Origin of the sequence: Bacillus sp. V5-8f (assembly GCF_002863565.1) — a bacterium.
Lineage (GTDB): Bacteria > Bacillota > Bacilli > Bacillales > DSM-1321 > Peribacillus.
On record NZ_PGUW01000005.1, the window covers coordinates 91,622 to 117,416 of the forward strand.

Annotated in this window: 21 protein-coding genes; all 21 read right to left on the minus strand. The window is 42.6% G+C overall.

Annotated elements, in window-relative coordinates; all coding sequences use genetic code 11:
* Nucleotides 1–113 precede the first annotated feature (113 nt).
* Nucleotides 114–4,430 (minus strand): PolC-type DNA polymerase III, encoded by a 4,317-nt coding sequence (locus tag CUU64_RS08045; RefSeq protein ID WP_101633044.1) that lies wholly within the window; start codon nucleotides 4,428–4,430, stop codon nucleotides 114–116.
* Between the two features lie 202 nt (nucleotides 4,431–4,632).
* Entirely contained in the window at nucleotides 4,633–6,330 is a 1,698-nt protein-coding gene (locus tag CUU64_RS08050) for a proline--tRNA ligase (RefSeq protein ID WP_101633045.1), read from the minus strand.
* A 111-nt stretch (nucleotides 6,331–6,441) separates the two neighbouring features.
* Nucleotides 6,442–7,713, minus strand: coding sequence for an RIP metalloprotease RseP (gene rseP / locus CUU64_RS08055; RefSeq protein WP_101633046.1), 1,272 nt, complete (start codon nucleotides 7,711–7,713; stop codon nucleotides 6,442–6,444).
* Nucleotides 7,714–7,719: 6 nt separating this feature from the next.
* Nucleotides 7,720–8,877 (minus strand): 1-deoxy-D-xylulose-5-phosphate reductoisomerase, encoded by a 1,158-nt coding sequence (locus CUU64_RS08060; RefSeq protein ID WP_101633047.1) that lies wholly within the window; start codon nucleotides 8,875–8,877, stop codon nucleotides 7,720–7,722.
* A gap of 157 nt (nucleotides 8,878–9,034) precedes the next feature.
* A complete protein-coding gene (locus tag CUU64_RS08065; protein ID WP_101633048.1) occupies nucleotides 9,035–9,826 on the minus strand; it encodes a phosphatidate cytidylyltransferase in 792 nt (263 codons plus the stop codon).
* A gap of 25 nt (nucleotides 9,827–9,851) precedes the next feature.
* Nucleotides 9,852–10,625, minus strand: a complete 774-nt coding sequence (locus CUU64_RS08070; protein ID WP_101633049.1) for an undecaprenyl pyrophosphate synthase — start codon at nucleotides 10,623–10,625, stop codon at nucleotides 9,852–9,854.
* Nucleotides 10,626–11,017: 392 nt separating this feature from the next.
* The gene (frr, locus tag CUU64_RS08075) at nucleotides 11,018–11,575 is read right to left on the minus strand and encodes a ribosome recycling factor (protein WP_101633050.1); all 558 of its coding nucleotides are present in this window, start codon (nucleotides 11,573–11,575) and stop codon (nucleotides 11,018–11,020) included.
* Between the two features lie 2 nt (nucleotides 11,576–11,577).
* Nucleotides 11,578–12,300, minus strand: a complete 723-nt coding sequence (gene pyrH / locus CUU64_RS08080; RefSeq protein ID WP_101633051.1) for a UMP kinase — start codon at nucleotides 12,298–12,300, stop codon at nucleotides 11,578–11,580.
* Between the two features lie 141 nt (nucleotides 12,301–12,441).
* On the minus strand, nucleotides 12,442–13,326 hold the full coding sequence (tsf, locus tag CUU64_RS08085) for a translation elongation factor Ts (protein ID WP_101633052.1): 885 nt from the start codon (nucleotides 13,324–13,326) through the stop codon (nucleotides 12,442–12,444).
* Nucleotides 13,327–13,544: 218 nt separating this feature from the next.
* Nucleotides 13,545–14,285, minus strand: coding sequence for a 30S ribosomal protein S2 (rpsB, locus tag CUU64_RS08090; RefSeq protein WP_101633053.1), 741 nt, complete (start codon nucleotides 14,283–14,285; stop codon nucleotides 13,545–13,547).
* A gap of 162 nt (nucleotides 14,286–14,447) precedes the next feature.
* Nucleotides 14,448–15,113 carry a DUF6115 domain-containing protein gene (locus CUU64_RS08095; protein WP_101633054.1) on the minus strand — a complete coding sequence of 222 codons (666 nt, stop codon included), beginning with the start codon at nucleotides 15,111–15,113 and terminating at the stop codon, nucleotides 14,448–14,450.
* Nucleotides 15,114–15,123: 10 nt separating this feature from the next.
* The gene (locus tag CUU64_RS08100; protein ID WP_101633055.1) at nucleotides 15,124–15,438 is read right to left on the minus strand and encodes a hypothetical protein; all 315 of its coding nucleotides are present in this window, start codon (nucleotides 15,436–15,438) and stop codon (nucleotides 15,124–15,126) included.
* Between the two features lie 235 nt (nucleotides 15,439–15,673).
* Nucleotides 15,674–16,441: a FliA/WhiG family RNA polymerase sigma factor gene (locus CUU64_RS08105; RefSeq protein ID WP_101633056.1), complete on the minus strand. Its 768-nt coding sequence runs from the start codon at nucleotides 16,439–16,441 to the stop codon at nucleotides 15,674–15,676.
* Nucleotides 16,442–16,614: 173 nt separating this feature from the next.
* Nucleotides 16,615–17,112 carry a chemotaxis protein CheD gene (locus CUU64_RS08110; protein ID WP_101633057.1) on the minus strand — a complete coding sequence of 166 codons (498 nt, stop codon included), beginning with the start codon at nucleotides 17,110–17,112 and terminating at the stop codon, nucleotides 16,615–16,617.
* Nucleotides 17,105–17,743 (minus strand): chemotaxis protein CheC, encoded by a 639-nt coding sequence (locus CUU64_RS08115; RefSeq protein WP_101633058.1) that lies wholly within the window; start codon nucleotides 17,741–17,743, stop codon nucleotides 17,105–17,107. The genes CUU64_RS08110 and CUU64_RS08115 overlap by 8 nt, the downstream gene beginning before the upstream one ends.
* A 5-nt stretch (nucleotides 17,744–17,748) precedes the next feature.
* Nucleotides 17,749–18,216 carry a chemotaxis protein CheW gene (locus CUU64_RS08120; RefSeq protein WP_374702712.1) on the minus strand — a complete coding sequence of 156 codons (468 nt, stop codon included), beginning with the start codon at nucleotides 18,214–18,216 and terminating at the stop codon, nucleotides 17,749–17,751.
* 142 nt (nucleotides 18,217–18,358) lie between these two features.
* Entirely contained in the window at nucleotides 18,359–20,419 is a 2,061-nt protein-coding gene (locus tag CUU64_RS08125) for a chemotaxis protein CheA (RefSeq protein WP_101633060.1), read from the minus strand.
* A 21-nt stretch (nucleotides 20,420–20,440) separates the two neighbouring features.
* A complete protein-coding gene (locus tag CUU64_RS08130; protein ID WP_101633061.1) occupies nucleotides 20,441–21,535 on the minus strand; it encodes a protein-glutamate methylesterase/protein-glutamine glutaminase in 1,095 nt (364 codons plus the stop codon).
* 117 nt (nucleotides 21,536–21,652) lie between these two features.
* Nucleotides 21,653–22,519: a MinD/ParA family protein gene (locus CUU64_RS08135; protein ID WP_101633062.1), complete on the minus strand. Its 867-nt coding sequence runs from the start codon at nucleotides 22,517–22,519 to the stop codon at nucleotides 21,653–21,655.
* Nucleotides 22,516–23,724: a flagellar biosynthesis GTPase FlhF gene (flhF, locus tag CUU64_RS08140; protein ID WP_101633063.1), complete on the minus strand. Its 1,209-nt coding sequence runs from the start codon at nucleotides 23,722–23,724 to the stop codon at nucleotides 22,516–22,518. Before flhF ends, CUU64_RS08135 begins: the two co-directional genes overlap by 4 nt.
* Nucleotides 23,721–25,757, minus strand: coding sequence for a flagellar biosynthesis protein FlhA (gene flhA, locus CUU64_RS08145; RefSeq protein WP_101633064.1), 2,037 nt, complete (start codon nucleotides 25,755–25,757; stop codon nucleotides 23,721–23,723). The genes flhF and flhA overlap by 4 nt, the downstream gene beginning before the upstream one ends.
* Nucleotides 25,758–25,795 lie beyond the last annotated feature (38 nt).

Here is a 25,795-nt window from a genome sequence, read left to right on the forward strand (position 1 = left end):
TTCCCCACTCTTACACTTGGTTTCTTAGTATTTCCAAATAAAATATACCATAATCGCGGCTTTTTTGCAAATGAACCAAAAGGGGTGGTTAATATCATGCTTGATGAAACACATTAGAACAAAGAAAGTTGGTTCTGGTCCGGAAGAGATTCCAGGCAGCCTTGCTTGTCGAGGTACTCAAGAATCGTTTTTGATACTTTCCCCCTCTGCTGAAGGTCTTCTTTAGAAAGAAATTCCCCTTCTCCCCTTGCACGTACTATATTCAAGGCGGCGTTTGTTCCAAGTCCTGGAATTGAATTAAAAGGAGGGATCAATGTATTGCCCTCGATGATAAATTGATCCGCACTTGATTTATATAAGTCAACTTTTTGGAAAGAGAATCCTCTTTCACACATCTCCAGGGCAAGTTCAAGCACCGTCAATGTATTTTTTTCCTTTGTTGATGCATCTAGACCCTTTGCGTTAATCTCTTCGATTTTAGCACGAATGGACTGTGAGCCCCGTACCATCGCATCGATCTCAAAATCTTCTGCACGGACCGTAAAATAAGCAGCGTAATACAAAAGGGGCAAATGAACCTTGAAATAGGCTATTCGCACAGCCATTAAAACATAGGCGGCGGCATGCGCCTTAGGAAACATGTATTTAATCTTTTTACATGAATCAATATACCATTCTGGTACTTCATTCTTCCGCATTTCTGCTTCAAACTCTTCGGAAAGCCCCTTTCCTTTACGGACAGATTCCATGATTTTAAAGGCAAGAGACGGCTCCAAACCTTGGTAAATCAAATAAACCATAATGTCGTCACGACAACCGATAACCTCTGACAGTGTACAAATACTGTTGTGTATCAGCTCTTGTGCATTGCCAAGCCATACGTCTGTACCGTGTGAGAGGCCCGAGATCTGGACCAGTTCTGAAAATGTCGTCGGTTTGGTGTCTTCAAGCATCTGGCGGACAAAACGTGTACCGAATTCAGGAATGCCAAGCGTCCCTGTCTTGCACATGATTTGGTCTTCTGTAACACCGAGTGACTCAGTACCCGAGAAAATTTTCATTACTTCAGGGTCATCTGTGGGTATTGTTTTAGGGTCAATGCCGCTTAAGTCCTGCAGCATCCGGATCACAGTCGGATCATCGTGTCCAAGTATATCGAGCTTCAATAAGTTATCATGAATGGAATGGAAGTCAAAGTGAGTGGTCTTCCATTCCGAAGTCTTGTCATCAGCAGGAAATTGGACCGGTGAAAAATCATATATTTCCATATAGTCCGGAACAACGATAATTCCGCCCGGGTGCTGGCCGGTTGTTCTTTTCACGCCTGTACAGCCTGCCACAAGCCTGTCAACTTCTGCTCCCCTTAGATGAAGGTTATGATCTGACGCATATCCTTTTACATAGCCATAGGCCGTCTTTTCGGCAACAGTACCAATTGTTCCAGCTCGGTATACGTTATCCTCACCAAAAAGGACTTTTGTATAGTTATGGGCATGAGGCTGATACTCCCCTGAGAAGTTCAAATCGATATCAGGAACTTTATCTCCTTTAAAGCCCAGGAACGTTTCAAAAGGAATATCATGGCCATCCTTTTTATATCTCACACCGCAATTCGGGCAATCCTTGTCCGGGAGGTCAAAACCTGAACCGACAGAACCGTCATTGAAGAATTCCGAATGCTTGCAGCTTGGACAGACATAATGCGGCGGGAGGGGGTTGACTTCTGTAATTTCCGTCATCGTCGCAACGAATGATGAACCTACCGAACCTCGGGAACCAACAAGGTATCCATCATCCAGTGATTTTTTTACAAGCTTATGTGAAATTAGGTAAATAACGGCAAATCCATGGCCGATGATGCTTTTTAGTTCTTTTTCCAATCGGGCTTCGACGATGTCCGGCAGTGGGTCGCCATAAATGCGCCGTGCCATGCTATAACTCATCTCGCGCATCTCGTCTTCTGCACCTTCAATTTTCGGTGTATAAAGGTCGTCTTTAATCGGTTTAATCGGCTCAATCATATCCGCTATCTTATTAGAATTGTCGACTACGATTTCCTTCGCTTTTTCTTTACCGAGAAAAGAAAAGGCTGATAGCATTTCATCTGTCGTCCGGAAATGGACATCAGGCAGCTTGTGGCGGTTCAAAGGATTTGCCCCTCCTTGGGAACCTACAAGGATTTTCCTGTAGATTTTGTCGTTAGGGTCAAGGTAATGAACATTGCCAGTGGCGACAACTGGCTTCTCAAGCTTTTCCCCGAGCTTTATAATATTCGAAATGATGCCCTCTAATGATTTTTCATCACGGACATATTCCATTTCAATCATATGTTGGTAGACTTCTTTTGGATGAATTTCAAGATAATCATAGAATTCGGCGATATCTACAACTTCCTCAAAAGCCTTCTGCATCATTCCTTCAAAAACTTCACCTTTGTCACAGCCCGAGCCAACTATGAGGCCTTCCCGATGCTTTTGCAACTGTGAACGGGGTATGCGCGGAACCCGATAAAAATAATTGAGATGCGAGATTGATACTAATTTAAAAAGATTTTTCAATCCTGTTTCATTCTGGGCAAGCAACGTACAATGATATGGGCGTGAACGCTGATAAGCATTTCCCTCTCCCATATGTTCATTCAGCTGATCGTGAAACACAATTCCTTTTTCAGCGGTATCCTTTAACATTTTCATAAGAAGATAACCAGTTGCTTCAGCATCATAAATCGCTCTGTGGTGCTGTGTAAGTTCAATATCGAATTTTTTAGCAAGTGTATTAAGCCTGTGGTTTTTGAACTCCGGATATAAAAAGCGTCCCAGTTCCAATGTATCAATGACTGCATTTGCTGCTTTCGGATACCCTATTTTTTTATAGCCAACATTCAAAAATCCCATGTCAAAGCTCGCGTTATGGGCAACCAAAACAGCATCGCCCACCCACTGCCTGAACCTTTCAAGGACATCTCCGACTTCCGGTGCATTTTCGACCATCTCATCTGTTATCCCTGTCAATTCTATAGTCGTGGCTGACAAAGGATGGTGCGGGTTGGCAAAATCCTCGAAACGGTCTATGATTTCGCCATTATGCATTTTTACAGCTGCAAGCTCAATAATCGTATCATAGACGGCAGACAAGCCGGTGGTTTCTACGTCAAAGACAACATATGTATCTTCGGCAAGAACCCGATGGGCATCATTATAGGCAATTGGTACACCGTCATCCACAAGATTGACCTCGACCCCGTAAATGATTTTTATATCGTTTTTCTTACCAGCCCCGTATGCCTCCGGAAAAGATTGCACAACGGCATGGTCAGTAATTGCTACTGCTGTATGTCCCCATTTTTTTGCCTGGGCAACCATCGCAGAAACAGGTGTCACGGCATCCATCTGGCTCATAGGTGTGTGCAGATGCAACTCCACCCGCTTTTCTCCTTCCGGTGCTTTGTCCACCCGGCCGACCTTGGAGATTTCATTAATATCATTCGCAATCATTACAAGATCGCGAACAAAGGTATCGTTTTGGATACTTCCCTGGGCACGGACCCACATCCCTTTTTTGACACGGGACAGCAAAGCAGCGTCCTCTTTATCCCGTGAAAACATTTTAACTAGGATTGAGCTTGTATAATCTGTGATTTTAAATGTCAATAATGTACGGCCGCTTCGAAGTTCCTTTGTTTCCGCATCAAACACAAAGCCCTCAACAGCAATACGCCTCTCTTCATCGACAATTTGGTCAATTTGCCTGAAATCTGCGTCGTCCTTGATTGTATAACCAATTTTAACAGGTCCCTGATATTCACTTACATCTCCGGATTTTTCACTTTCTTTCTTCTGCATTTCCGTAATGGCTGCAAGTGCCTTGGCTTCGTCTTCTTTCTGCTTCTGGAGCATAAACTCCTGGTAATCTTCCTGTGAGCCAGAAACTTCAGCTTCAAGGGATAAAGGAGGAAAACCAAACTTTTGATAAATATTCGAAATGATTCCAGCATACTTACGTTTTAACTGGCCGGCTTCTGCATCATTGCGTGCATTTACAATTAGCCGGTTCCCCACAACCCTTGGTTCTTGTTCATTCAAAAGTGCTAATAGCGCTGGGGATATTCCTTCTAGTTCACCTATGCAATTTCTCCAGTAATCCTTAATGATTTCTTCGGTAACTTCGGGATTTTCAACATGGATACTGAACGAAACGGCAGCAATGTGGGCAAAGGTAGCGGAAAGGTGGGTAGCCAGTCGTGTATGTACACTACAAGGAATCAATTCTTGAAGCTTAAAAGCGAAATGCCAGCTTTTTGCTTCCCTTTCGATGGAAAGCTTTTGGATCTCAGCACGGTAAAAATACTTAACAAATGCATCCTCCGTAAGACCTAGCTGCTGGAGCAAGAGTTGAAATCTCTCTCTTCCACTATTCGGATTTTGATCCATTTCCTCTCTCCCCTATCTTTAGTCCTAATCTATTAATTATTTCATAAACTGTGAAAGCATAATATTTGTAGCACCTCTATGGCGACAACCGTAATTATATCATATCTATCTATTATAAAAAGCAGCTTATAGCCGAAAGAAAAAGGTACCATCTTCATGACTGATACCCTTCTCCTTACTATTTTATAATTTTTGTCCCCTCTTACAAGATCTGACCAAGCTCCCCGGCAAGTTCTGTACGGTTAACTTCAAGAACTTCTCCAGTTTTACGGATTTTCACCTCAATGACTCCATCTGCGGCTTTTTTGCCTACCGTAATCCTTACTGGGATTCCGATTAAATCAGAATCGGCAAATTTGACACCCGGACGCTCTTGACGGTCATCCAACAAGACTTGGTATCCCTGCCTGCGCAGCTCTTCATATAAATCTTGAGCAAGTGACGCCTGAGTTTCATCCTTTACATTGACCGGAATCACATGAATCTGGAAAGGAGCGAGGTTTTCTGGCCATACAAGACCGTTTTCATCATTAAACTGTTCCGCCACAGCTGCAAGGGTACGGGAGACCCCTATTCCATAGCATCCCATGATCATCGGCTGGCTTCGGCCGTTTTCATCCAGGAACAATGCGCCCATGGCTTCGCTATATCTTGTGCCGAGCTTGAAAACATGGCCTACTTCAATACCTTTAGCAAATTTGATTGTACCGTTGCCATCCGGAGATGGGTCTCCTTCTAGGATGAAGCGAAGGTCAGTAAAGGCTACATCAGTGAAATCACGGCCAGGATTTACATTGACATAATGATAATCCTCTTCATTTGCTCCGCAAACACCGTTCACAATTACTCCGACTGCGTGGTCAGCGAGGATCTCCACATCACCGGTCACATTGATAGGTCCGAGAGATCCGATGGAGCAGCCCAGTATCCGCTTTGTTTCTTCCGGTTGCGCCAATTCCACTACTGAAGCAGCATAATAATTCTTCAATTTTATGTCATTTACTTCATGATCTCCGCGTACAAGAACAAGGACATTCTTTCCATCCACTTTAAACAATAGTGTTTTGATGCATTCCTTTGCCCCAACCTGTAGAAATTCAGACACTTCTTGAATGGACTTTTTGCCTGGTGTGTGAACTTTTGTAAGCTCTTTTTCATCTTCAGTGCTTTTTTCGTATTTTGTGACGACAGGAGCCATTTCGATATTAGCTGCATAATCGGAAGAATCAGAGTAAGCAATGGTATCTTCCCCTACATCCGACAGCACCATAAATTCATGGGTGTCTTTGCCGCCCATTGCGCCGGAGTCCGCAATGACAGCCCTAAAGTTCAAGCCGCACCGCCGAAATATATTCGAATAGGCAGTGAATAGCTTTTGATATACTTCATCAAGGCTTTCCTGATTTGCATGAAAAGAATAGGCATCCTTCATGATAAACTCGCGGCCTCGAAGCAAACCAAAACGCGGACGCTTTTCATCACGGAACTTCGTTTGAATTTGATACAGCGACAAAGGCAATCGCTTATATGATTTTACTTCATCACGGATCAAGCTTGTGATGACTTCCTCATGTGTGGCACCAAGGGCAAAATCCCGTTCATTCCTGTCTTTCATTCTCATTAATTCAGGGCCGTATGAATACCAACGTCCTGATTCCTGCCACAATTCAGCCTGTTGTAATGCCGGCATCAATAGCTCCACCGCTCCTGCAGCATCCATTTCTTCCCGGACAATCGCTTCAATCTTTTGCAGCACCCTTTTTCCAAGCGGCATAAAACTATAGACCCCGCTTGCATTTTGTCTTATAAATCCTGCTCTCAATAAAAGCTGATGGCTCTTGATTTCAGCATCAGCCGGAACTTCCCTTAGTGTAGGGATTAGTATCATACTTTGTTTCATTTAGTGCACCTCTTAATCTTCATCTAATTGTTGTATCTAGCAGCCACTTATCATGTCCAAAAAAGAGGCAGCAGGGAATTTGAATTCTCTGCTGTCCCATCTTTGGCCCATTTAGTTGAGGAAAAAGCGCTGGATGTCGTTCCATGTCACCACAATCATCAATAACATTAATAGCGCAAACCCAATTAAATGCACAAGACCTTCCTTTTGCCTGTCGATCGGTTTGCCCCTTAATGCTTCTACAAGGAAAAATAACAGCCTACCGCCATCAAGTGCCGGAATTGGGAGAAGGTTCATAATTCCCAGGTTAATACTTAGTACTCCTGCCCATCTCATTAATGAGAAAACCCCCGATTCAGCAACTTCTTCGGTAGATTTATAAATACCGACCGGACCGGATAGCGCATCGATGCTAAATTGTCCTGTTACAAGCATGCCCAGCATCTCAAAAATCTTGATTGTCCATAGGTAGGTTTCTGAAAAACCGTGAGTTATGGCTTTTAACGGAGATTTCTCCACCGGTGGATACACTCCGATCACACCGACTGTTTGGCCATCGCGTTCCACTTCTTTAGGCGTCACAGGTACCTCTATTGTTTGGCCATCGCGCTCCACAACGAATTCGATTTCTTTGCCCGGACTTTTCTGTATACTTTCCTGTACATCCATCCAGGTCGAAACTTCATTCCCATCAATTGACTGAATTTGGTCTCCAGCCTTTAAACCTGAAGCAATAGCAGCGCCATCCTTTGTCAATTCTCCCAATCGCGCTTCATCAACGACAACACCTTGGAATAAACCAATCACCAGAAAGATGAAAAAGGCTAAAATAAAGTTCATCATCGGGCCGGCAAAAATAGTCATGGTTCTGTGTCCAAGCGATTTTGAGGCAAACTGGCGTTCATAAGGAGCGATTTGGGTTTCGACGCCATCTTCAACCGTCACGGCCTCCTTATGGACATGGAAGGTTTTTAAGATGTCTTCCTCACCTTCCTCATAACCCTGAATGGTTAGCCCATGTTCCAAATCTGCCTTTTCCACTTCTATAATCCGGATATCTTGATATTTTTCTTTGTTATTCAAAACAATTTTTTTGACCACCGCATCCTCATCAAGGACAAGACCTACTCTGTAGCCGGATTTAAGTTCGACAGTTTCGGGATCTTCACCCGCCATGCGGACATAACCGCCAATTGGCAGCAGTCTGATGGTGTATAATGTCTCCCTTTTCCTAAAGTTAAAAACTTTTGGTCCCATTCCAATCGCAAATTCCCGGCACAAAATCCCTGCCCGTTTTGCGAAATATAGGTGACCTAATTCATGAAAAAATACCAGGGCTCCAAAAATGATTATGAAAGAAACCACTGTTTGAAGAGTTTGCACTTCTAATCACCTCTTTTTCAATAGTGTTTTTACAAATTGTCGGGTTTCCCTATCGATTTCTTGGATAACCGTTAAATCCGGAGCAGCAATCGCCTTATGATTAGTAAGTGCTTTTTCAATTATTGTTTCTATTTCCAAAAAAGAGATCCTGCCTTCCAGAAAACCGGCAACAGCTATTTCATTGGCAGCATTTAAAACGGTCGGCATAGAACCGCCGATTTCCCCTGCGTCATACGCAAATCGGAGGCACGGATACCGGCCAAAGTCCATTTCTGCAAAATGCAGCTTCCCAGTTTCAGCCAGGTTAAGCCGATTAGAATTCATAAGCGGCAATCGGTCGGGATATGTGAGTGCATATTGGATCGGTACCCTCATATCAGGTGTGCCCAGTTGAGCAATCACGCTTGAGTCATGAAATTCTACCATTGAATGGATGATGCTTTCCTTATGGAGCAGTACATTAATTTTCTCATATGGCAACCCAAACAGCCAGTGGGCTTCAATTACCTCTAAACCTTTATTCATCATTGTTGCAGAATCTATGGTAATCTTTGCTCCCATGGACCAGTTTGGATGATTTAAAGCTTCTTCCACTGTTACATGTTGAAGTTCTTCTCTCGTAAGGTCCCTGAAGCTGCCACCTGAGGCCGTAATAATAAGCCGCTCAATATTCTTTTCTTTTTCACCTTGAAGGGCTTGAAAAATGGCAGAGTGCTCACTATCCACAGGCAGCAGCTTAACCCCCGCTTTTTTTGCTTCTTCCATGACTATATGTCCTGCTGTTACAAGTGTCTCCTTATTGGCGATTGCTATATCCTTTTTTGCGCTGATCGCCTGCAATGTCGGATACAATCCAACACTGCCTATTACTGCATTCACTAGAATATTGGCCTTTTCGTATACAGCGACTTCAGCAAGCCCCTCATCACCATAAGTAAAAGCAATTCCTGACCCTGCAAATTCAATTTCTAAAGCTTCACAATCCTGCCGAAATTGGACAGAGACAAGCTCTGGATTGAACTCTTCGATGAACAGCCTAGCCTGCGAGAGATTTTTCCCGACAGACATGGCAACAATCTTAAATTGCCCAGGATGCTGCCTTACGACATCGGCCGTCTGTCGGCCTATTGATCCGGTAGCACCTAAAAGGCTGATATATTTCAAAATGATTCAACTCCTAACAAGTAATGCGCCAAGCACTGTTGTTCCTCGAACGTCTGTAACCATTGCCACATCCTATGGCTAAACTAGACGTCAGATAAAGAAAGATTGCATGAACCTTATAGACAAAATATCTGATTCTTTGGTGAATCTGGGCAGTTCAATCTACCAAATGCAATAAATGTAAAATGGGCAGAATAAAAATCAAGCTGTCAAGCCTGTCTAAAATCCCACCATGTCCAGGAAGAAGCTTGCCTGCATCCTTCACGCCATAGTGCCTTTTGAAAGCAGATTGCACAAGGTCGCCTAATTGTCCAAAAATAGATATCAATACACTCATTATCAACAATGTGACAAGGGACGAATCAAGGCCGTTGAAGATAAAAAAGAGCAACCCTACGATCATACTGCTCGCGATTCCCCCGAAAAAACCTTCAACCGTCTTATTCGGGCTGATTTCCGGCCAAAGTTTCCTTTTCCCGATGGCACGCCCAACAAAATAAGCACCAGAATCAGTAGCCCAAATTGTAAACAGTGCAAAAAACACATAGGCTAAGCTGGCCTCCCGGGTTTCATACAAATAAAAGAATCCCATTCCAACATATATAACCGATAACAACAGAAATCCAGCGTCGTCGAATGTAAATTTGTTTTTGCTGATCACTGTAGTGATTAATAATAAAATCACCGCCATGAGTACAAGCTCGATGTTCCGGTAATCAAAGTCCATGAACAAGATAGTGTACTGCTCAGGAAGCAAGACCAGCCATAACAGCAAGAATGAGATGATGGAAGGAAAAGAAAAAATGCGGATTTTTTTCATTCTTATCAATTCGGATAAACCAATTGTCCCCATAACATATACCAAGATGAGGAATGGTTGCTTGCCCAGTATAACAAGTGGCAAGAATATGGCTGCTGCGATTACTGCCGTGATGATACGTTGTTTCATTATTTTATGTTCCTCGCCTTCTCAACTAGACCCCGCCATATCGCCTGGAACGTCGTTGGTAAACTTCAATAGCTTCCAATAAGTGTTCTTCCCTGAAATCTGGCCAAAGGACATCAGTAAACCAAAACTCTGAGTACGCCGCCTGCCAGAGCATAAAATTGCTCAAGCGGATCTCTCCGCTAGTGCGGATAAGCAAATCCGGATCAGGCAATTTGCTGGTCATTAAATAACCAGAAAATATGTCCTCAGTAACATTTTCCCCTATTATACCATTTTTAGAATCCCTGACTACTCTATTTACAGCATCTATTATCTCTGCACGGCTCCCATAATTCAGAGCAAAATTTAAGATCATACCGTCATTGGTTTTTGTATCTTTAATTGCCTGGTCCACAGCCTCACGAGTGTGATCAGGCAAAGCTGATTTATCGCCAATCATACCCACCTGGACATTCTCAGCAACTAGCTCTGGGAGGAATGTCCCGAGAAATTCCTGGGGCAGCTTCATGAGATAGTCCACTTCATTTTTTGGGCGTTTCCAGTTTTCAGTGGAAAATGCGTAGACCGTCAATGTGTTGACACCCAGTTCATTGGCGAGCCTGGTAATCCTGCGGACGACCTTCATGCCTTCATGATGCCCGGCTACGCGCGGGAGAGCCCTTTTTTTGGCCCAGCGCCCGTTTCCATCCATAATGATCGCAATATGGCGCGGAACTTCATCATTCTTCACATTTTGAATTCTATTTGTTACATCAGAAGAAGCATTATTTTTGAACCAACGCTTCCAAAATGAATACATACTTTTTGTCCCCCATCAGGTTGTACTCTATATCTAATCTTATCGTTTTTTTTCCTATGTATGAACTCTTTTATAATATCAAAAAAATAAACCTTCTCCTATAATAAATCATGAAAATGGCAGCTGCCCTAATTTATCTTATAGAATGCTAATCAAGACTTCAAGTTTTCTCATACGGAAAATGATCGTTACGCCTGCCTAGCATAAAAAAAAGAGGCCTAAAGTGCCAATGGACAGGTATGCTTATACATGCAGCATGATAAAAACCAAATTGATTTTTACTAGCGCATGATTAGCAAGGACCTGATTACATTTACACTTTGGCCTGCCAATTTTCAAACCATATGCACACCGAGGATTTCTCTTATTTTCGCCTAATGGTTCACTTTTGATTAAACTTCAAGAATTTCTTTCTCTTTATTTTTCGTAATATCATCGATCTTTACGATGTGACTGTCCGTCATTTTTTGAATATCATCCGAATAGCCCCGTAGGTCATCCTCGGTAATCTCCCCGTTTTTCTCAAGCTTTTTCAAATCATCATTAGCATCCCTGCGAATATTTCTAATAGCGATTTTCGCATCTTCCGCTTCTTTTTTTACGACCTTTACCAGTTCTTTACGACGTTCCTCTGTTAAAGCCGGAATTGCGATGCGGATGATTGACCCGTCACTTGTAGGGTTGAGTCCTAAATCCGATTTTAGAATCGCTTTTTCAATTTCACCAAGAATTGATTTATCATATGGCTGGATAACCAATAGACGAGCCTCTGGTACTGAAATACCCGCCAGCTGGTTTACCGGTGTTGGAGCACCATAGTAATCAACGGAAATTTTATCGAGCAATGATGCGTTTGCTCTGCCTGCACGAATGCTTGCTAATTCGCGGGTATATGCACTGATTGCTTTTTCCATTCTTTCCTTTGTATTTGCTATCACTGTTTTCGGCATAATTATTTCCCCCTCACAATAGTTCCAAGCGTTTCACCTAAAACTGCCCGTTTTATATTACCTTTTTCCATTAATGAGAAGACAATCAGCGGAATGTTGTTATCCATGCAAAGTGAAGATGCCGTAGAATCCATAACTTCTAAGCCTTCCTTTAGGACATCCAAATAAGATAGCTCATCATATTTTTTCGCGTTCTTGTCTTTTACCGGATCAGCACTATAGACTCCATCAACATTGTTTTTTGCCATCAAGATCACTTCGGCTTCGATTTCTGCTGCACGGAGTGCCGCAGTAGTATCTGTGGAAAAATAAGGATTCCCTGTACCAGCAGCAAAAATGACTACACGTTTCTTTTCCAAATGCCTTATCGCCCTTCGCCTGATATAAGGCTCCGCCACCTGTCTCATGTCAATTGAAGTCTGGACTCGTGTTTCAATGCCAAGCTGCTCCAAGCTGTCTTGAAGGGCAAGGGAATTCATGACTGTAGCAAGCATCCCCATATAATCTGCATTAGCACGGTCCATCCCCATTTCACTGCCTATCTTTCCTCGCCAGATGTTTCCGCCGCCTACTACAACGGCAACTTCAACATCCATTTCTGCAACCTCTTTGACTTGTTCTGCAATCGATTTAATGATTGACGGATTGATGCCAAAACCCTCGTCTCCGGCCAAGGCTTCACCGCTTAGCTTTAATACGACACGTTTATATTTCGCGCTGCTCATCCAGAACCTCCAACTATGTAATCTTTATGTTCAACCTGATGCCTACCTGCTTTGGAAAGGCCATTAGAATTAGCGTTCCATTCGAAAATAGGGAACACTGGTAGTGTTCCCTATTAAACAATTTATGCAAAGAAACTATTTTCAGTCTTTTTTAACCTGGCTCATAACTTCTTCTGCGAAGTTTTCCTGACGTTTTTCAATACCTTCTCCTACTTCGTATCTTACGAAGGTCGTGATTGTGCCGCCTTTAGACTTAACAAACTCGCCAACCTTTTGGTCAGGGTTTTTAACAAAGGATTGGTCCACTACGCAAATTTCTTCATAGAATTTACCGATACGGCCTTCTACCATTTTCGCTACGATTTTTTCTGGTTTTCCTTCATTTAAAGCCTGTTGGGTAAGAACTTCACGCTCACGCTCGATTTCATCAGAAGAAACCTGGTCGCGGGAAACATATTTAGGCTTTAAAGCGGCAATGTGCATAGAAACATCTTTTGCAGCTTCTGCATCAGTTGTTCCTTCCAAGAGTGTCAATACAGCGATTCTTCCACCCATATGAAGGTATGCACCGAAAGCATCGTTGTCACTCTTAGTCATTACTTCAAAACGGCGAAGGGTAAGTTTTTCACCAATTTTAGCGATTGCTGCGTTGATGTATTCTTCAACCTTTGTACCGTTTTCCATTGTTTGTTCCAATGCTTCTTCAACAGTTGCCGGTTTTTTAGCAAGCAAATGTTCAGCCAACTCCTTGACTAACACCTGGAAGCCTTCATTTTTAGCAACGAAGTCAGTTTCAGAGTTTACTTCAAGGATAACTGCTTCGTTACCTTCAGTAAGGATGTATGTTGAACCTTCAGCTGCAATGCGGTCTGCCTTCTTAGCAGCCTTTGCAATCCCTTTTTCACGTAGGTAGTCAATTGCTTTTTCCATATCGCCATCAGTTTCTGTAAGTGCCTTTTTGCAGTCCATCATTCCGGCACCAGTTTTTTCACGAAGTTCTTTTACCATTTGCGCAGTAATTGCCATAATTGGAAATCCTCCTCATATTATGTAGCTTGTATAATCTTTTACCATTTTGCCAGAAATTAAGCCCAGATTACAAGTTATTGGACAATGTTTGGCATAAAAAAATGAAAACATACTAATGAAACAGTTAGAAGGAACAGCTTTGAAAACTCATTTCCCTTATCCGCCAAAAAAAGGTGATAAAAGGCATTATCCTCTTATCACCTTTCCCTAACTGATTAAGCAGTTGTTGTTTCTGTTTCAGTCTGAGTTTCAACTTCCGGTGCCGCTGTTTCTTCACCTTGCTTAGCTTCTAAAATAGCGTCAGCCATTTTACCTGTCAATAATTTAACAGCACGGATTGCATCGTCGTTCGCAGGGATCACTACATCGATTTCATCCGGATCGCAGTTAGTGTCAACGATACCTACAAGAGGAATGTTCAACTTATGAGCTTCAGCAACCGCGATACGCTCTTTACGAGGGTCAATCACGAAAATTGCATCCGGAAGGCTCTTCATATCTTTAATCCCGCCCAAGAATTTTTCTAGGCGTTCCCATTCTTTTTTAAGTTGAATTACTTCTTTTTTAGGAAGAACATCGAAAGTTCCGTTCTCTTCCATCTTTTCGATTTCTTTTAAACGAGAGATACGCTTTTGGATTGTTTCAAAGTTTGTTAAAGTTCCACCTAACCAACGTTGGTTTACATAGTACATACCAGAACGGATTGCTTCTTCTTTAACAGACTCTTGAGCTTGCTTTTTTGTACCAACGAAAAGAATTGTTCCACCGTTACCAGCAAGTTCCTTAACGAAGTTATAAGCTTCTTCAACCTTTTTTACTGTTTTTTGAAGGTCGATGATATAAATGCCGTTACGCTCAGTGAAGATATATTTCTTCATCTTTGGGTTCCAACGGCGTGTTTGGTGTCCGAAATGTACACCAGCTTCAAGCAATTGTTTCATAGAAATTACTGACATTTTGTTTCCTCCTAAATGGTTTTGTTTTTCCTCCGCCCCGATCATTTCCAAACAGAAACTGTTGATAACAGCACCATCCGCATGAATCACGAAGCGTGTGTATTAACACCAAGACATAATATAACATATTACAGTTTTTCCAGTCAAGGGATTTCGTTTCACTTACCTCTGGAATTTTAACAGCAATTCAATTTCCGTTTTTCCCCGGTTTAACTTTTTGGCAATTTGATCGATTGTCATACCTTGTTCGTGCATTTGAAAAATTTGCTCGGATAGCGTAGGCTGCCCTTTTGCTAATGAGGCTTTAAGAGCTGCTTTAAAATCATCCGTATCATTTGAATCAATGTTAACGTTTGATGCTGTTGGGTTTTCCCGATTGTCCAAAACGGAAAAATCCACTTTGTCTTCTTCCTCTTTCAATCCAGCAGGCTGGTAACCGGAATTTATTTCAGTTTCATCATTTAATGGTTGCTTTTTATAGGCTGATATAGCGAAATTTTTGGAGAGGATGACTGAATTTGGTTGTTCCGCTTCATATGTTGTTTTCTTTTTGGAAGAAAGCTTTTCGCCTTCTGCAGCGCCCACGGTGGGTGAAGATTTTGCATTCCCAGCAGGAGCCTTCAGCTGCCTGACTTTTTTTAGCAGTAAATCATTTTCCTCCTTCATTTCCATCATAAAAGCGGCCAGTAACTCTTCCATTTCGGCAACCGATTCCTTTTGAATTCTTTCTGCTTGCTTCAACCGGTTTTGGCGTTGAAACAGGATAATGATGGCCAGGACTGTGAGGATGTTTAGTATAAAAAGAATGAACATGAAAAATGCGGACATATAACCCCTCTTATCCTGAAAAGTCTATACTTTTTCCTTTATAAGGATGTTGCGAACTGCTTTGTTTTGCTTCTGTTGTTACCTTCTGGTCATGCTTCCAGCCACCAGCTCCCTGCCCGTTGTTGCTATTGCCGCTGTGAAACAAAGGTTTCTCTTTTTGTTCCTGTTTGAGGACGGCAGACCTTTTTTTCTCATCTTCCTTTTTCATTTCACTTGCTGCGTTATGAAAAGCAACCTGGTCACGGAGCTGCCATCCCTCCACAACATTTCCGGCCTCGTAAGTACGCGGCAACGCTATTTGCATTTCTATCGCTTTAAAGCTCATAATCCTTCCATTCCTTTACATCGGAACTGATTACTTTGACCTGTCCTTCACAAATTGAAGGAGATGCTCCCTACATTTATTAAAACAGTCGACGCACAAAAAAAGTCCAGACTTTTAAAACACTTTATTGTGTAAGAGGAGTTAACGGTGTGTTGAAGATAAAGAATTTTAGTTGAGAGTGTAAAAATAGAAAACACCATTCATCCTTTAATAAAACCAAACGGGTGATTCATCGTTAATGCCTTATGTCCTGCAAAATATTTTTCAATTTATAAATCGCTCTAGAGTGTATCTGCGATATTCTAGAAGTGGAGAGTCCCATTACCTGGCCAATCTCGGTTAATGTTAGCTCTTCTTTATAAAACAACTGCAGTACCAGCTGCTCCTTTTCATTTAACGTTTTAATCACACGCAATAATTCGTTGTATAATTCTTCCTTCACCAGGTTATCCTCTGGTTGCACGGCCTTTTCATCCTTAATATGAAAATTGTTGCCCTCTTTTTCTTCTTGATCCTGGGGCGATTCATCCATGGAAAGAACATTTGCAAAAAAGTTTTCATTGAGTGCGGAATAGACTTCATCTTCTGGTATATGCAAAAATTCAGCTATTTCCTTTGGATTAACATTCCTCATTAATTTTTGTTCGAGTTCATAGGTGGCTGCTTCAATTTTTTTTGCTTTCTCACGGGCGCTACGCGGCAACCAGTCTTCCTTCCGCAGGCCATCAAGAATCGCCCCGCGTATCCGGAATGACGCATATGTATCGAACTTCAAATCCCGCTTTGGGTCAAACCTTTCTAAAGCCTCAAAAAGCCCCATCATCCCAAGGCTTCTGATATCATCCCGGTTTACATTCCTCGGCAGGTTGACGGATATTCTCTGTACATGATAGGAAACAAGGGGGAGATATTTCTTCACCAAAATGTCCCCTGCTTGAGGATCACGGCAGTCGATCCAATTTTTCCAATGTAACTGCTCTTCTCCGGTAGTCAGTTGAGACATGGGATTCCTCCTAACGCTTTATCAAAAAAACATTCTTAAAATCTGTTATTACTGTTTTTCTATTACTATTATAACAAAAAAAACCAATCTATTATAGAACTACAAGCTCTTCAAACATTGCATATTTATTCCATTTTTTCGACTGGCCTCCATAATGTTTACCCGTCCGGACATTAGATATCGATACTTCCCTTATTAACTGTCCTGATATTCAACCTGCAGGTTTTCGGATCAAACTCAATGGTTCTTCCATTGTTTCCGCCCACATCTTCCGATATAATCTGAATCCGTAAATCTGTTAGCTTTTTCCTGACTGCCTCTACATTTCTCGGACCGATTCTCATCAAATCATTCCCCGACGAAAACTGGAACATTTGCGCTCCCCCGGCTATTTTCGCTTTTAAGGTAGAAATCCTGGCCCCTTCTTTCTGTAGTTTCTCTACCATTTCCTGTAATGCTGTATCCGCATATTTCGCCGTATTGATCTGTGTACCCTTAGAAAGGGACGAATCAGGAAGCATAATATGGGCAAGGCCAGCGATTTCTTTGGCCTGGTCATATACAACTACGCCTACACATGAACCAAGGCCCGAGGTTCTGATTGTATTCGGGGGCCTCACAATAGCCATATCCGCAATGCCGACTTTGGTTATTCTTAACATATCAGTCATTTCCCGTAACCCCTAAAGAGTTAAAGATAGTCTCAAAGGATTGAGGATCTGGCAAAAGAAAAAAGTGGCCATTAACGCTATTCACATCACAGCCATCCTCAGAAAGGGCCGTGTCGATTACGATGGCATAATCACTTACCTGTGACAACTCAATTAACCCATACCCAAGAATTGCACCTACCATATCGAAGCTTAAAGCTGGCACTGAAGGGTACAGATTCAAACGGGTAAAATCAGATAAAGCGGAGAGATAGGAGCCAGAAAGGATATTCCCCAATTCCTGCAGAGCAGACATCGCCATCTCTGAAAACGGCTGCTTTTCAAAAGAAAAATCACTTTCTTCCGTCATCTGATGGATAAAGTCGGTGGCTTGCTGCAATGGCAGGATAAAAAACATACTTCCTGGGGCATCACCCTCAACCCTCAGAAAAACACTCGCAACCACTGTTTCCGGGCCTCCCGCCAAATCCATCATTTCGTCAAAGGACAAAATCCTTACATTAGGCACTTTCATATCGATTTTTTTGTTTAAAAGGGTGGAGAGCGCCGTAGCAGCGTTTCCGGCTCCAATATTGCCTATCTCTCTCAATATATCAAGCTGGATAAAAGAGATTTTCTCTAAAAAAGACATGGGCCTTACCCTTCTATCCTAATAGGCTCTTTTAGTTCCGCCGGGTTTAAAATTTTCTCTAAGTTAACCAGAATCATCAGCCGCTTTTCAATTTTCACAACCCCAGAAATATACTCGGCTTCTACCGTGCCAACAACCTCAGGCTGCGGCTCAATATTTGCTGTAGGGATATCAACTACGTCATTTGCGGCATCTACAACCAATCCTACTTCCATATCCTCTAACGTAACAATGATAATCCTTGTGCTGTCCGTGTATTCCGTTTCTTCAATTTCAAAGCGTGCCCTTAGATCAATGATTGGCGTAACAACACCGCGCAGATTAATGACCCCTTTGACGAACCGGGCCGTTCTGGGAACACGAGTGATATGGAGCACCTTCTCAATGGCCCTGACCTGGTTTACAGGAATTGCATATTCTTTTTCCTTAATTTGAAAAACGATGACTTTTATTTCTTCTGCATCTATACGGATTGACACCAGCTTTCTCCCCCTCTTAACATAATTCACCTTATGAATACTAATCTTCTTTCTCTAATTAAACCCTTATAACAAACATGGGGCCCAACAGTTCCGAAGGGCGGAACGCGGAGCCCCTAGAAAATTTAGCGAAACGTTATTTAATTAACGAATTGCAATCCACAATTAAAGCAACTTGTCCATCGCCAAGTATGGTTGCCCCTGATATTGCAAAGGCGGAGTTGAGATAATTGCCCAGCGACTTAAGCACAATCTCTTGTTGGCCGATAAAAGAGTCCACCACAAGGCCTGCCATTTTATCCCCTTTTCTGACGATAACCACAGACAAGAATTCATCATCCTCTGAAAAACAAGGTACTTCGAAAATATCTTTTAAGAAAAGCAGCGGCAATACTTTGCCACGGAAGTCAATGACCTGTTGGCTATGGGCATTCATTATGTCTTCTTTCCTGATAATCGCCGTTTCAATAATAGAAGAAAGTGGGATGGCGAACTTTTCTTTCTGGATTTCAACAAGCATAACGGAGATAATCGATAATGTAAGTGGCAGTTGAATAAGGAAAGTAGATCCAGCGCCTTCCCTAGAATCGATGGAAACCGTTCCGCCTAATGACTCAATTGTGTTCTTCACCACGTCCAGCCCAACACCTCGGCCTGACACATCAGAAATCTTCTCAGCAGTAGAAAAGCCGGAAGCAAAAATCAATTCATAAACCTGTTTATCGGTTAGAGACGATGCGGTTTGCTCTGACACAATTCCATTCTTCAAAGCTTTTCTTAAAACCTTTTCCCGGCTGATTCCTGCCCCGTCATCGGTAATTTCTATAAAGACATGGTTCCCGCTGTGGTACGCCTTAAGCAAGACTGTCCCTTCTTCACTTTTTCCGTTTGCTCGACGGACCTCGGGCGTTTCTACGCCATGGTCGATTGCATTCCTAAGCAAGTGAACAAGCGGGTCGCCGATTTCGTCGATTACAGTCCTATCCAGCTCTGTTTCTGCACCGACAATTTCAAGGTAGATTTTCTTGTTGAGATCCCGTGCAAGCGTGCGAACCATTTTAGGGAATCGGTTGAACACCGTCTCTACAGGCACCATTCTCATATTTAGGATAATCGTTTGTAAATCACCTGAAATACGCGACATCCGTTCAACTGTTTCATGTAGTTCCTGATTGTTCAAATCCCGGGAAATCTGCTCAAGCCTTCCCCGGTCGATAACAAGCTCTTCAAACAAGTTCATGAGAATATCCAGTCGCTCAATATTCACGCGGATTGTTTTGTTATTCGCCTGCTTAGTATTTGAAGCCTTCGTTTTTGTTTCTTCCTGCCTGGCTTCAGGCTTCGGTACATCTGCAGGAGGCAATATTACGCTATCTGCTGGCTGCACTAACTTTTCTGATTGTTCAGACTCCTCTTCTCGTACCGTAAGGCAGTCAATTTCGTTAATTTCCACCTTTTCCACTTCGGAAACCTTCATGATTTTCTTTATCAGATCTTCCTTTGGCTCCTTAGTAAGGAAGGTAACGAGAAACTCCTGGTCAAACTGTTCTTCCTCCAGCTGCTCAGCTGATGGCAGGGATTTAATCACTTCTCCAGTCTTTTCGAGTACCTCAAATACCATAAAAACGCGTGCAGCCTTCAGCAGGCAGTCTTCCCTCAGAGCAATAGTAATTTCATAACTCTGGAAACCTTGCTCCCTGGATTGCTGGAGCACCGTTAATTCGAATTCATCATACTCGCCTTTCATGCCTTCCTGTTTCACTGGCGCGGCTGTTGCTGCTACTTCCGCATCCGCTGTCACGCCAACAAGCGGCGACTCTCCCTTTTCAATTAACTGCAATTGAGCGACAACTTTCGTTACATCTCTTTTGCCGTCCCCGCCCTCAGAAATGGAAAGAACCATAGCTTCTAGGTCATCCACCGCTTCGAAAATTACATCGAAAATCTCAGGACTCAAGGTAATTTTTTGATTGCGGATAGCATCAAGGACGTTTTCCATTTTATGCGTTAAATTGGCCAGATCTTCATAACCCATGGTTGCAGACATACCCTTCAATGTATGTGCAGACCGGAATATTTCATTTACAATGGCAAGATTATCGGGATGTTTTTCAAGCTCCAATAATTGCTCGCTGCATGTTTGAAGGTGTTCTTTACTTTCATCTATAAAGACCTCTAAATATTGGTTCATATCCATAGAAACCACACCCCTTAAGGACTAATTACACAACTTTACAATCGCGTTTGCTATTTTATCTAAGTTTTCCACTGAATCTACTAAACCGGTGGCAATTGCAGCCTTGGGCATCCCGAACACAATGGAAGTTTCCGGGGATTCTGCAATCGCATTTACATTTCCTGTTTTCTTCATCCGTTCCAGCCCTGCTGTCCCGTCACTACCCATCCCTGTCATTATGACTGCTATTTTGGAGAAATCGGAAATTTCACTTGCCGACTCAAACAGCACATCCACTGAGGGCCGGTGACCGCCACGGATATCGGACCCGTCAACTGAAACGGCAAGAGCCATTCCAACCTTTTTCACTTTCAAATGCCAGCCGCCAGGTGCTATATAAGCAGTACCTTTATGCAGGATCTCACCGTCTTCCGCTTCTTTGACTTTTATATTTGAAAGAGAATTAAGCCGGTCTGCCAAAGACTTGGTAAATCCGGGAGGCATATGCTGGACAATCAGGATAGGAGCATCCAAGTTTGCCGGAAGTTTTGTCAAAACCTCTTGCAACGCCCTCGGTCCACCTGTCGATGTACCGATTACGACCAATTTCTTAAGTCCTGAATTCCATTTATTTAATATGGCCCGTCTTTCTTTTTCTGGTTCTATTTTACTATATTTGTTTCTATCTGCCAGTAAACTTTCGACATTTCTGTCACTTTTTTGCAGTCTATGAACGCTTATCCTGCTTGCAGCAATAACTTTATCAATTAATTCCTTTTTAATCTTGTGCAAATCTAGGCTGATGGCGCCGGATGGTTTCGCAATAAAGTCAAAGGCCCCAATATCCATAGCTGTTACTGTATTTTCCGTTCCTTCCTTGGTGGTGCTTGAAAGCATGATTACAGGTGTCGGACACTGCTGCATTATTTCTTTCAATGCTTCAAGTCCATTCATGACCGGCATTTCCACATCAAGGGTTACGACGTCCGGTTTTTGCTCTTTTATCTTACTGATCCCTTCTTTACCGTTCCTGGCTGTACCAACCACTTCAATCCGTGAATCTTCCGTCAGAAATTCGGAGATCAGTTTTCTCATAAAAGCAGAATCTTCGACAATAAGCACTTTTATCCTTTTCATTTTAGGGACCTACTTTCATCGAAAACTCGCCCGATGGCAAATTCCACGCCAAGGGCGCTGTTGCACTATACTTATTTCCTAAAGATTGGAACCGCAGTTTTTTTACTGTATCCATTTTTAACGTGATAAAAAGTAATTCTTAAGTTTTCCGAGAAAATTATTTTTTTTCAATGTAACACCATCCCGGAAATCACCCATTTCATAACGTACTGCTATTTCTGAAAGCGCTTTGGATGCAATGGAGATACTGTTATCGACCACAAAGGGTACTTGCTTCGCCACTGCCCTTGAAACCGATTTATCGTCTGGCAGAAAACCAAGAGGAGTGATTTCTTTTTGCAAGAACTTACGCAATGCACTCTGCAAGCGGTTAATTGTATCTTGTCCTTCCATTTCTGATTGGACCCTATTGCATATCAGGTAGAAGGAAATGCTCTCATTTACAGAATGCAAGTATTTCATTACAGAATAAGCATCCATCACCGCTGTTGGTTCAGGTGTCGTCACTACGAACAGGTCATCCACGCTAAGCATGAACCGAGAAGATTCATGACTGATCCCAGCACCCATATCGAAAATAATATAATCATACTTGTGCAAAAGACTGTTGAACTCTTCAAGGAAGCTATCAAACTGTGATTGATCTAGATCAAACAGCTTTGTCAAACCTGTACCGCCGGCTATCACTGAAATATTTTCCGGGCCACTAGAAATGATTTCAGAAAGAGGCGTTCCATATTCAAAAAAGTCGATTATACTGTGCCGGGAGGAATTCCCCATTAAGATATCAATGTTTCCCATGCCAATATCCATATCAAAAAGCAAAACGCTATGACCTTTTTTGGCTAGGGTAATGGAAAAGTTAAGAGAAAAATTAGATTTTCCCACTCCACCTTTCCCGCTTATTACCGCAATTGTTTTAGCCGCCTGCATACTATTCGCTTCTCTTATCCTCTTTCGTAAATGTTCAGCCTGGTCCTTCATTGCTTATACGCTCCCAGAATCATCTTCGTTATTAAACGCGGACTGGCCTTTTCTATATCATCAGGGACATCCTGACCGTTTGTTATATATGCTGCGCCAATTCCATATTTCACAATGAAATTCAGCATCGGGCCATAACTGGACGTTTCATCAGCTTTTGTAAAGATAATCTGTTTGATCGGAATGATAGAAAACTGTTTAAATATTTCTTCCATATCCCTTTGCTTGGCTGTCAGAGATAAAACCAGATACGTTTCCATTTCGCGATCAAAGTCTATGATCTTTTGCAAATCTTGTACATAGTCCTGATTCCTGAAATTCCTTCCCGCGGTATCGATGAATATCAGGTCATAATGAGCAAATTTATCCGCGGCATTCTTGAAATCTTCCAAATTATAGGCTACTTCAATCGGGACATTTAAGATCTTGGCATAAGTCTGAAGCTGATCAATGGCAGCAATTCGATAGGTGTCTGTCGTAATGAAGGCAACCTTTTTGTTTTGCTTTAAGATGCTTTCCGCCGCTATTTTAGCGAGCGTGGTAGTTTTCCCTACACCGGTTGGTCCCACAATGTTGATATATTTCTTGTCAAAGCTTCCTCCAAAACTTGACACAGCCTCAATCTTGCCAGTCAGTTCCGCTTCAAGCCAGCCGGTAATTTCATCCCTCGAACTCTCATGGTTACCGGAAAACCACTGATTTAACAAGGCATTCATAAGCTCCGACCTGAGAGGAGGGTCTATGTCTTGTATTTCCAACGTTTTATATATTTCCTGTAACGGAGCAGGGTATTTTTTTTCAATATCGGAAGTTTCATAGTTTATGCCTTTTACCAGATCCCTAAGCTCTGCCAATTCTTTTAATATTTCTCCGGTCGGCTGGCTTTGAGCCTGAATCGCCGTTGGCCCAATTGGAGCTCCATTGATTTCGGGAACCGGTTTTTCAATGATTCCTCCGGGAATTGGAGGAGTGGCGTTTTTTTCAGGCGGCAGTTTTTTCTGCTTCTGCTTTTTCACCGGTGGATTATGCTTCTCAGATGGGTCAATAGCTGCGACCACTTCAATATTCCTTTTTCTGAACAACCCGAGAAATCCTCTGGAATAGACAGGCTTAGAACTTAGAATGACCGCGTCATTTCCAAGCTCTTGGCGGATATCTTTCATTGCTTCCGACATGGAGGAAGCCACATATTTTTTTACTTTCATTCTACGTTCACCACCCCTATACTTTGGACTTCAACATTCGATTCCAATTCGTTATAAGAAAGAATCGGTACCTGGGGAAAATATCGCTCTGTCAATTGGCGTACATACATACGAACCGCCGGTGAACAAAGAACGACCGGTGTCTGTTCCATTAATGCAAGCTCTTCAAGTTTGGCCGCCATCGATTCTAGAATCGACTGGGAATCCCCCGGGTCTAAAGATAAGTAATTGCCGTGCTCGGTTTGCTGGACTGCATCTGCAATCAGCTTTTCTACTTTTCCGGACAACGTAATAACCTTTAAGCTTTCGTTGCTAACAGTTAGGCCATTCGTTATTTGTCTGGCCAAATTCTGGCGTACATATTCAGTGAGAAGGTCTGTATCCGTGCTTAAACGTCCGTAGTCTGCAAGTGTTTCAAAGATCACAGGAAGGTTACGAATCGAAACCTTTTCTTTCAACAGCTTGGCCAATACCTTCTGTACCTCACCTATCGTCAGAGGGTTTGGCGTCACTTCATCAACCAGGATTGGAGCTGATTCCCGTAAATGGTCGATTAGCTGTTTCGTTTCCTGTCTTCCAAGCAGTTCATGGGCATTTGCCTTAATCACTTCCGTAATGTGAGTGGAAACCACGCTTGGCGGATCTACTACCGTATATCCCATCATTTCCGCGTGCTCTTTCATTTCTTCAGAAATCCACTTGGCAGGAAGTCCAAAAGAAGGCTCCACTGTATCAATACCTTCAATGGAATCATCTTCGATACCCGGGCTCATCGCCAAATAATGGTCAAGGAGCAGTTCACCCCTTGCCATTTCATTTCCCTTTATTTTCAAACGGTACTCGTTCGGGTTTAGCTGGATATTATCCCTGATACGTACAACAGGGATAACAAGCCCCATTTCTATGGCTAGCTGACGACGAATCATGACTACCCTGTCGAGAAGGTCACCACCTTGATTAGCATCAGCTAGTGGAATAAGACCGTAGCCGAATTCGAACTCAATCGGATCAACGCTTAACAGGTTTACGACGCTTTCAGGGCTTTTCATTTCATCTGTTTCCATATCTTCTTCCATATCCTGAATTTCTTGCGGATCCACTTTAGGCGTATTAGATATCATATATCCGCCAAATGCAAGCATACCTGCGATAGGAACAGTCAACAAATCAGAAATGGGCGTGAACAATCCGAGCAGAAAAACTGTCCCCGCTGTTACATAAAGCATGACTGGAAACCTAAATAGCTGTTCGGTAATGTCTGATCCCAAGTTTCCCTGTGAAGCAGCACGCGTAACAACTATACCAGTCGCTGTAGAAATCAGGAGGGCCGGTACCTGGCTGACAATACCGTCACCGACAGTGAGCAAGGAAAAGTGCTGTGCCGCCTCGCCAAAGTTCATATCCTGCTGCATCACCCCGATAACCATCCCAAAAATTAGATTGATTAATACAATGATGATGCCCGCGATAGCATCACCTTTAACAAATTTACTCGCCCCATCCATAGAGCCGTAAAAATCCGCTTCACGACCTACTTTTTCACGCCTCTCCCGGGCCTCCGCTTCCGAGATCATTCCTGCATTCAAATCAGCATCGATACTCATCTGCTTTCCAGGCATCGCATCTAATGTGAATCGGGCAGCAACCTCGGACACACGCTCAGAACCTTTTGTGATGACAATAAATTGGATAATGATCAGAATCAGGAAAACGACCATACCGACAATGATATTTCCGCCGACAACAAATGTGCCAAAGGTATGGACAACTCCTCCTGCATCGCCGTGAGTCAAAATGGAACGTGTTGTAGACACATTCAAACCAAGCCTGAACAGTGTCAACAGCAGCAATAACGATGGAAATATGGAAAACTCAAGCGGCTCTTTCATATTCATCGATGTCAGAAGAACCAAAAGGGCAAGAGAAATATTTAACAAAATCAAAATACTAATCAGCCATGTTGGCAATGGAATAATGAGCATTGCCACTATCATGATTACACTTACTAAAACCGTTAAGTCTCTTGCTGACATTTTCTTCTCTCCTAACCTGGTAAAGCAATGCTACGAAT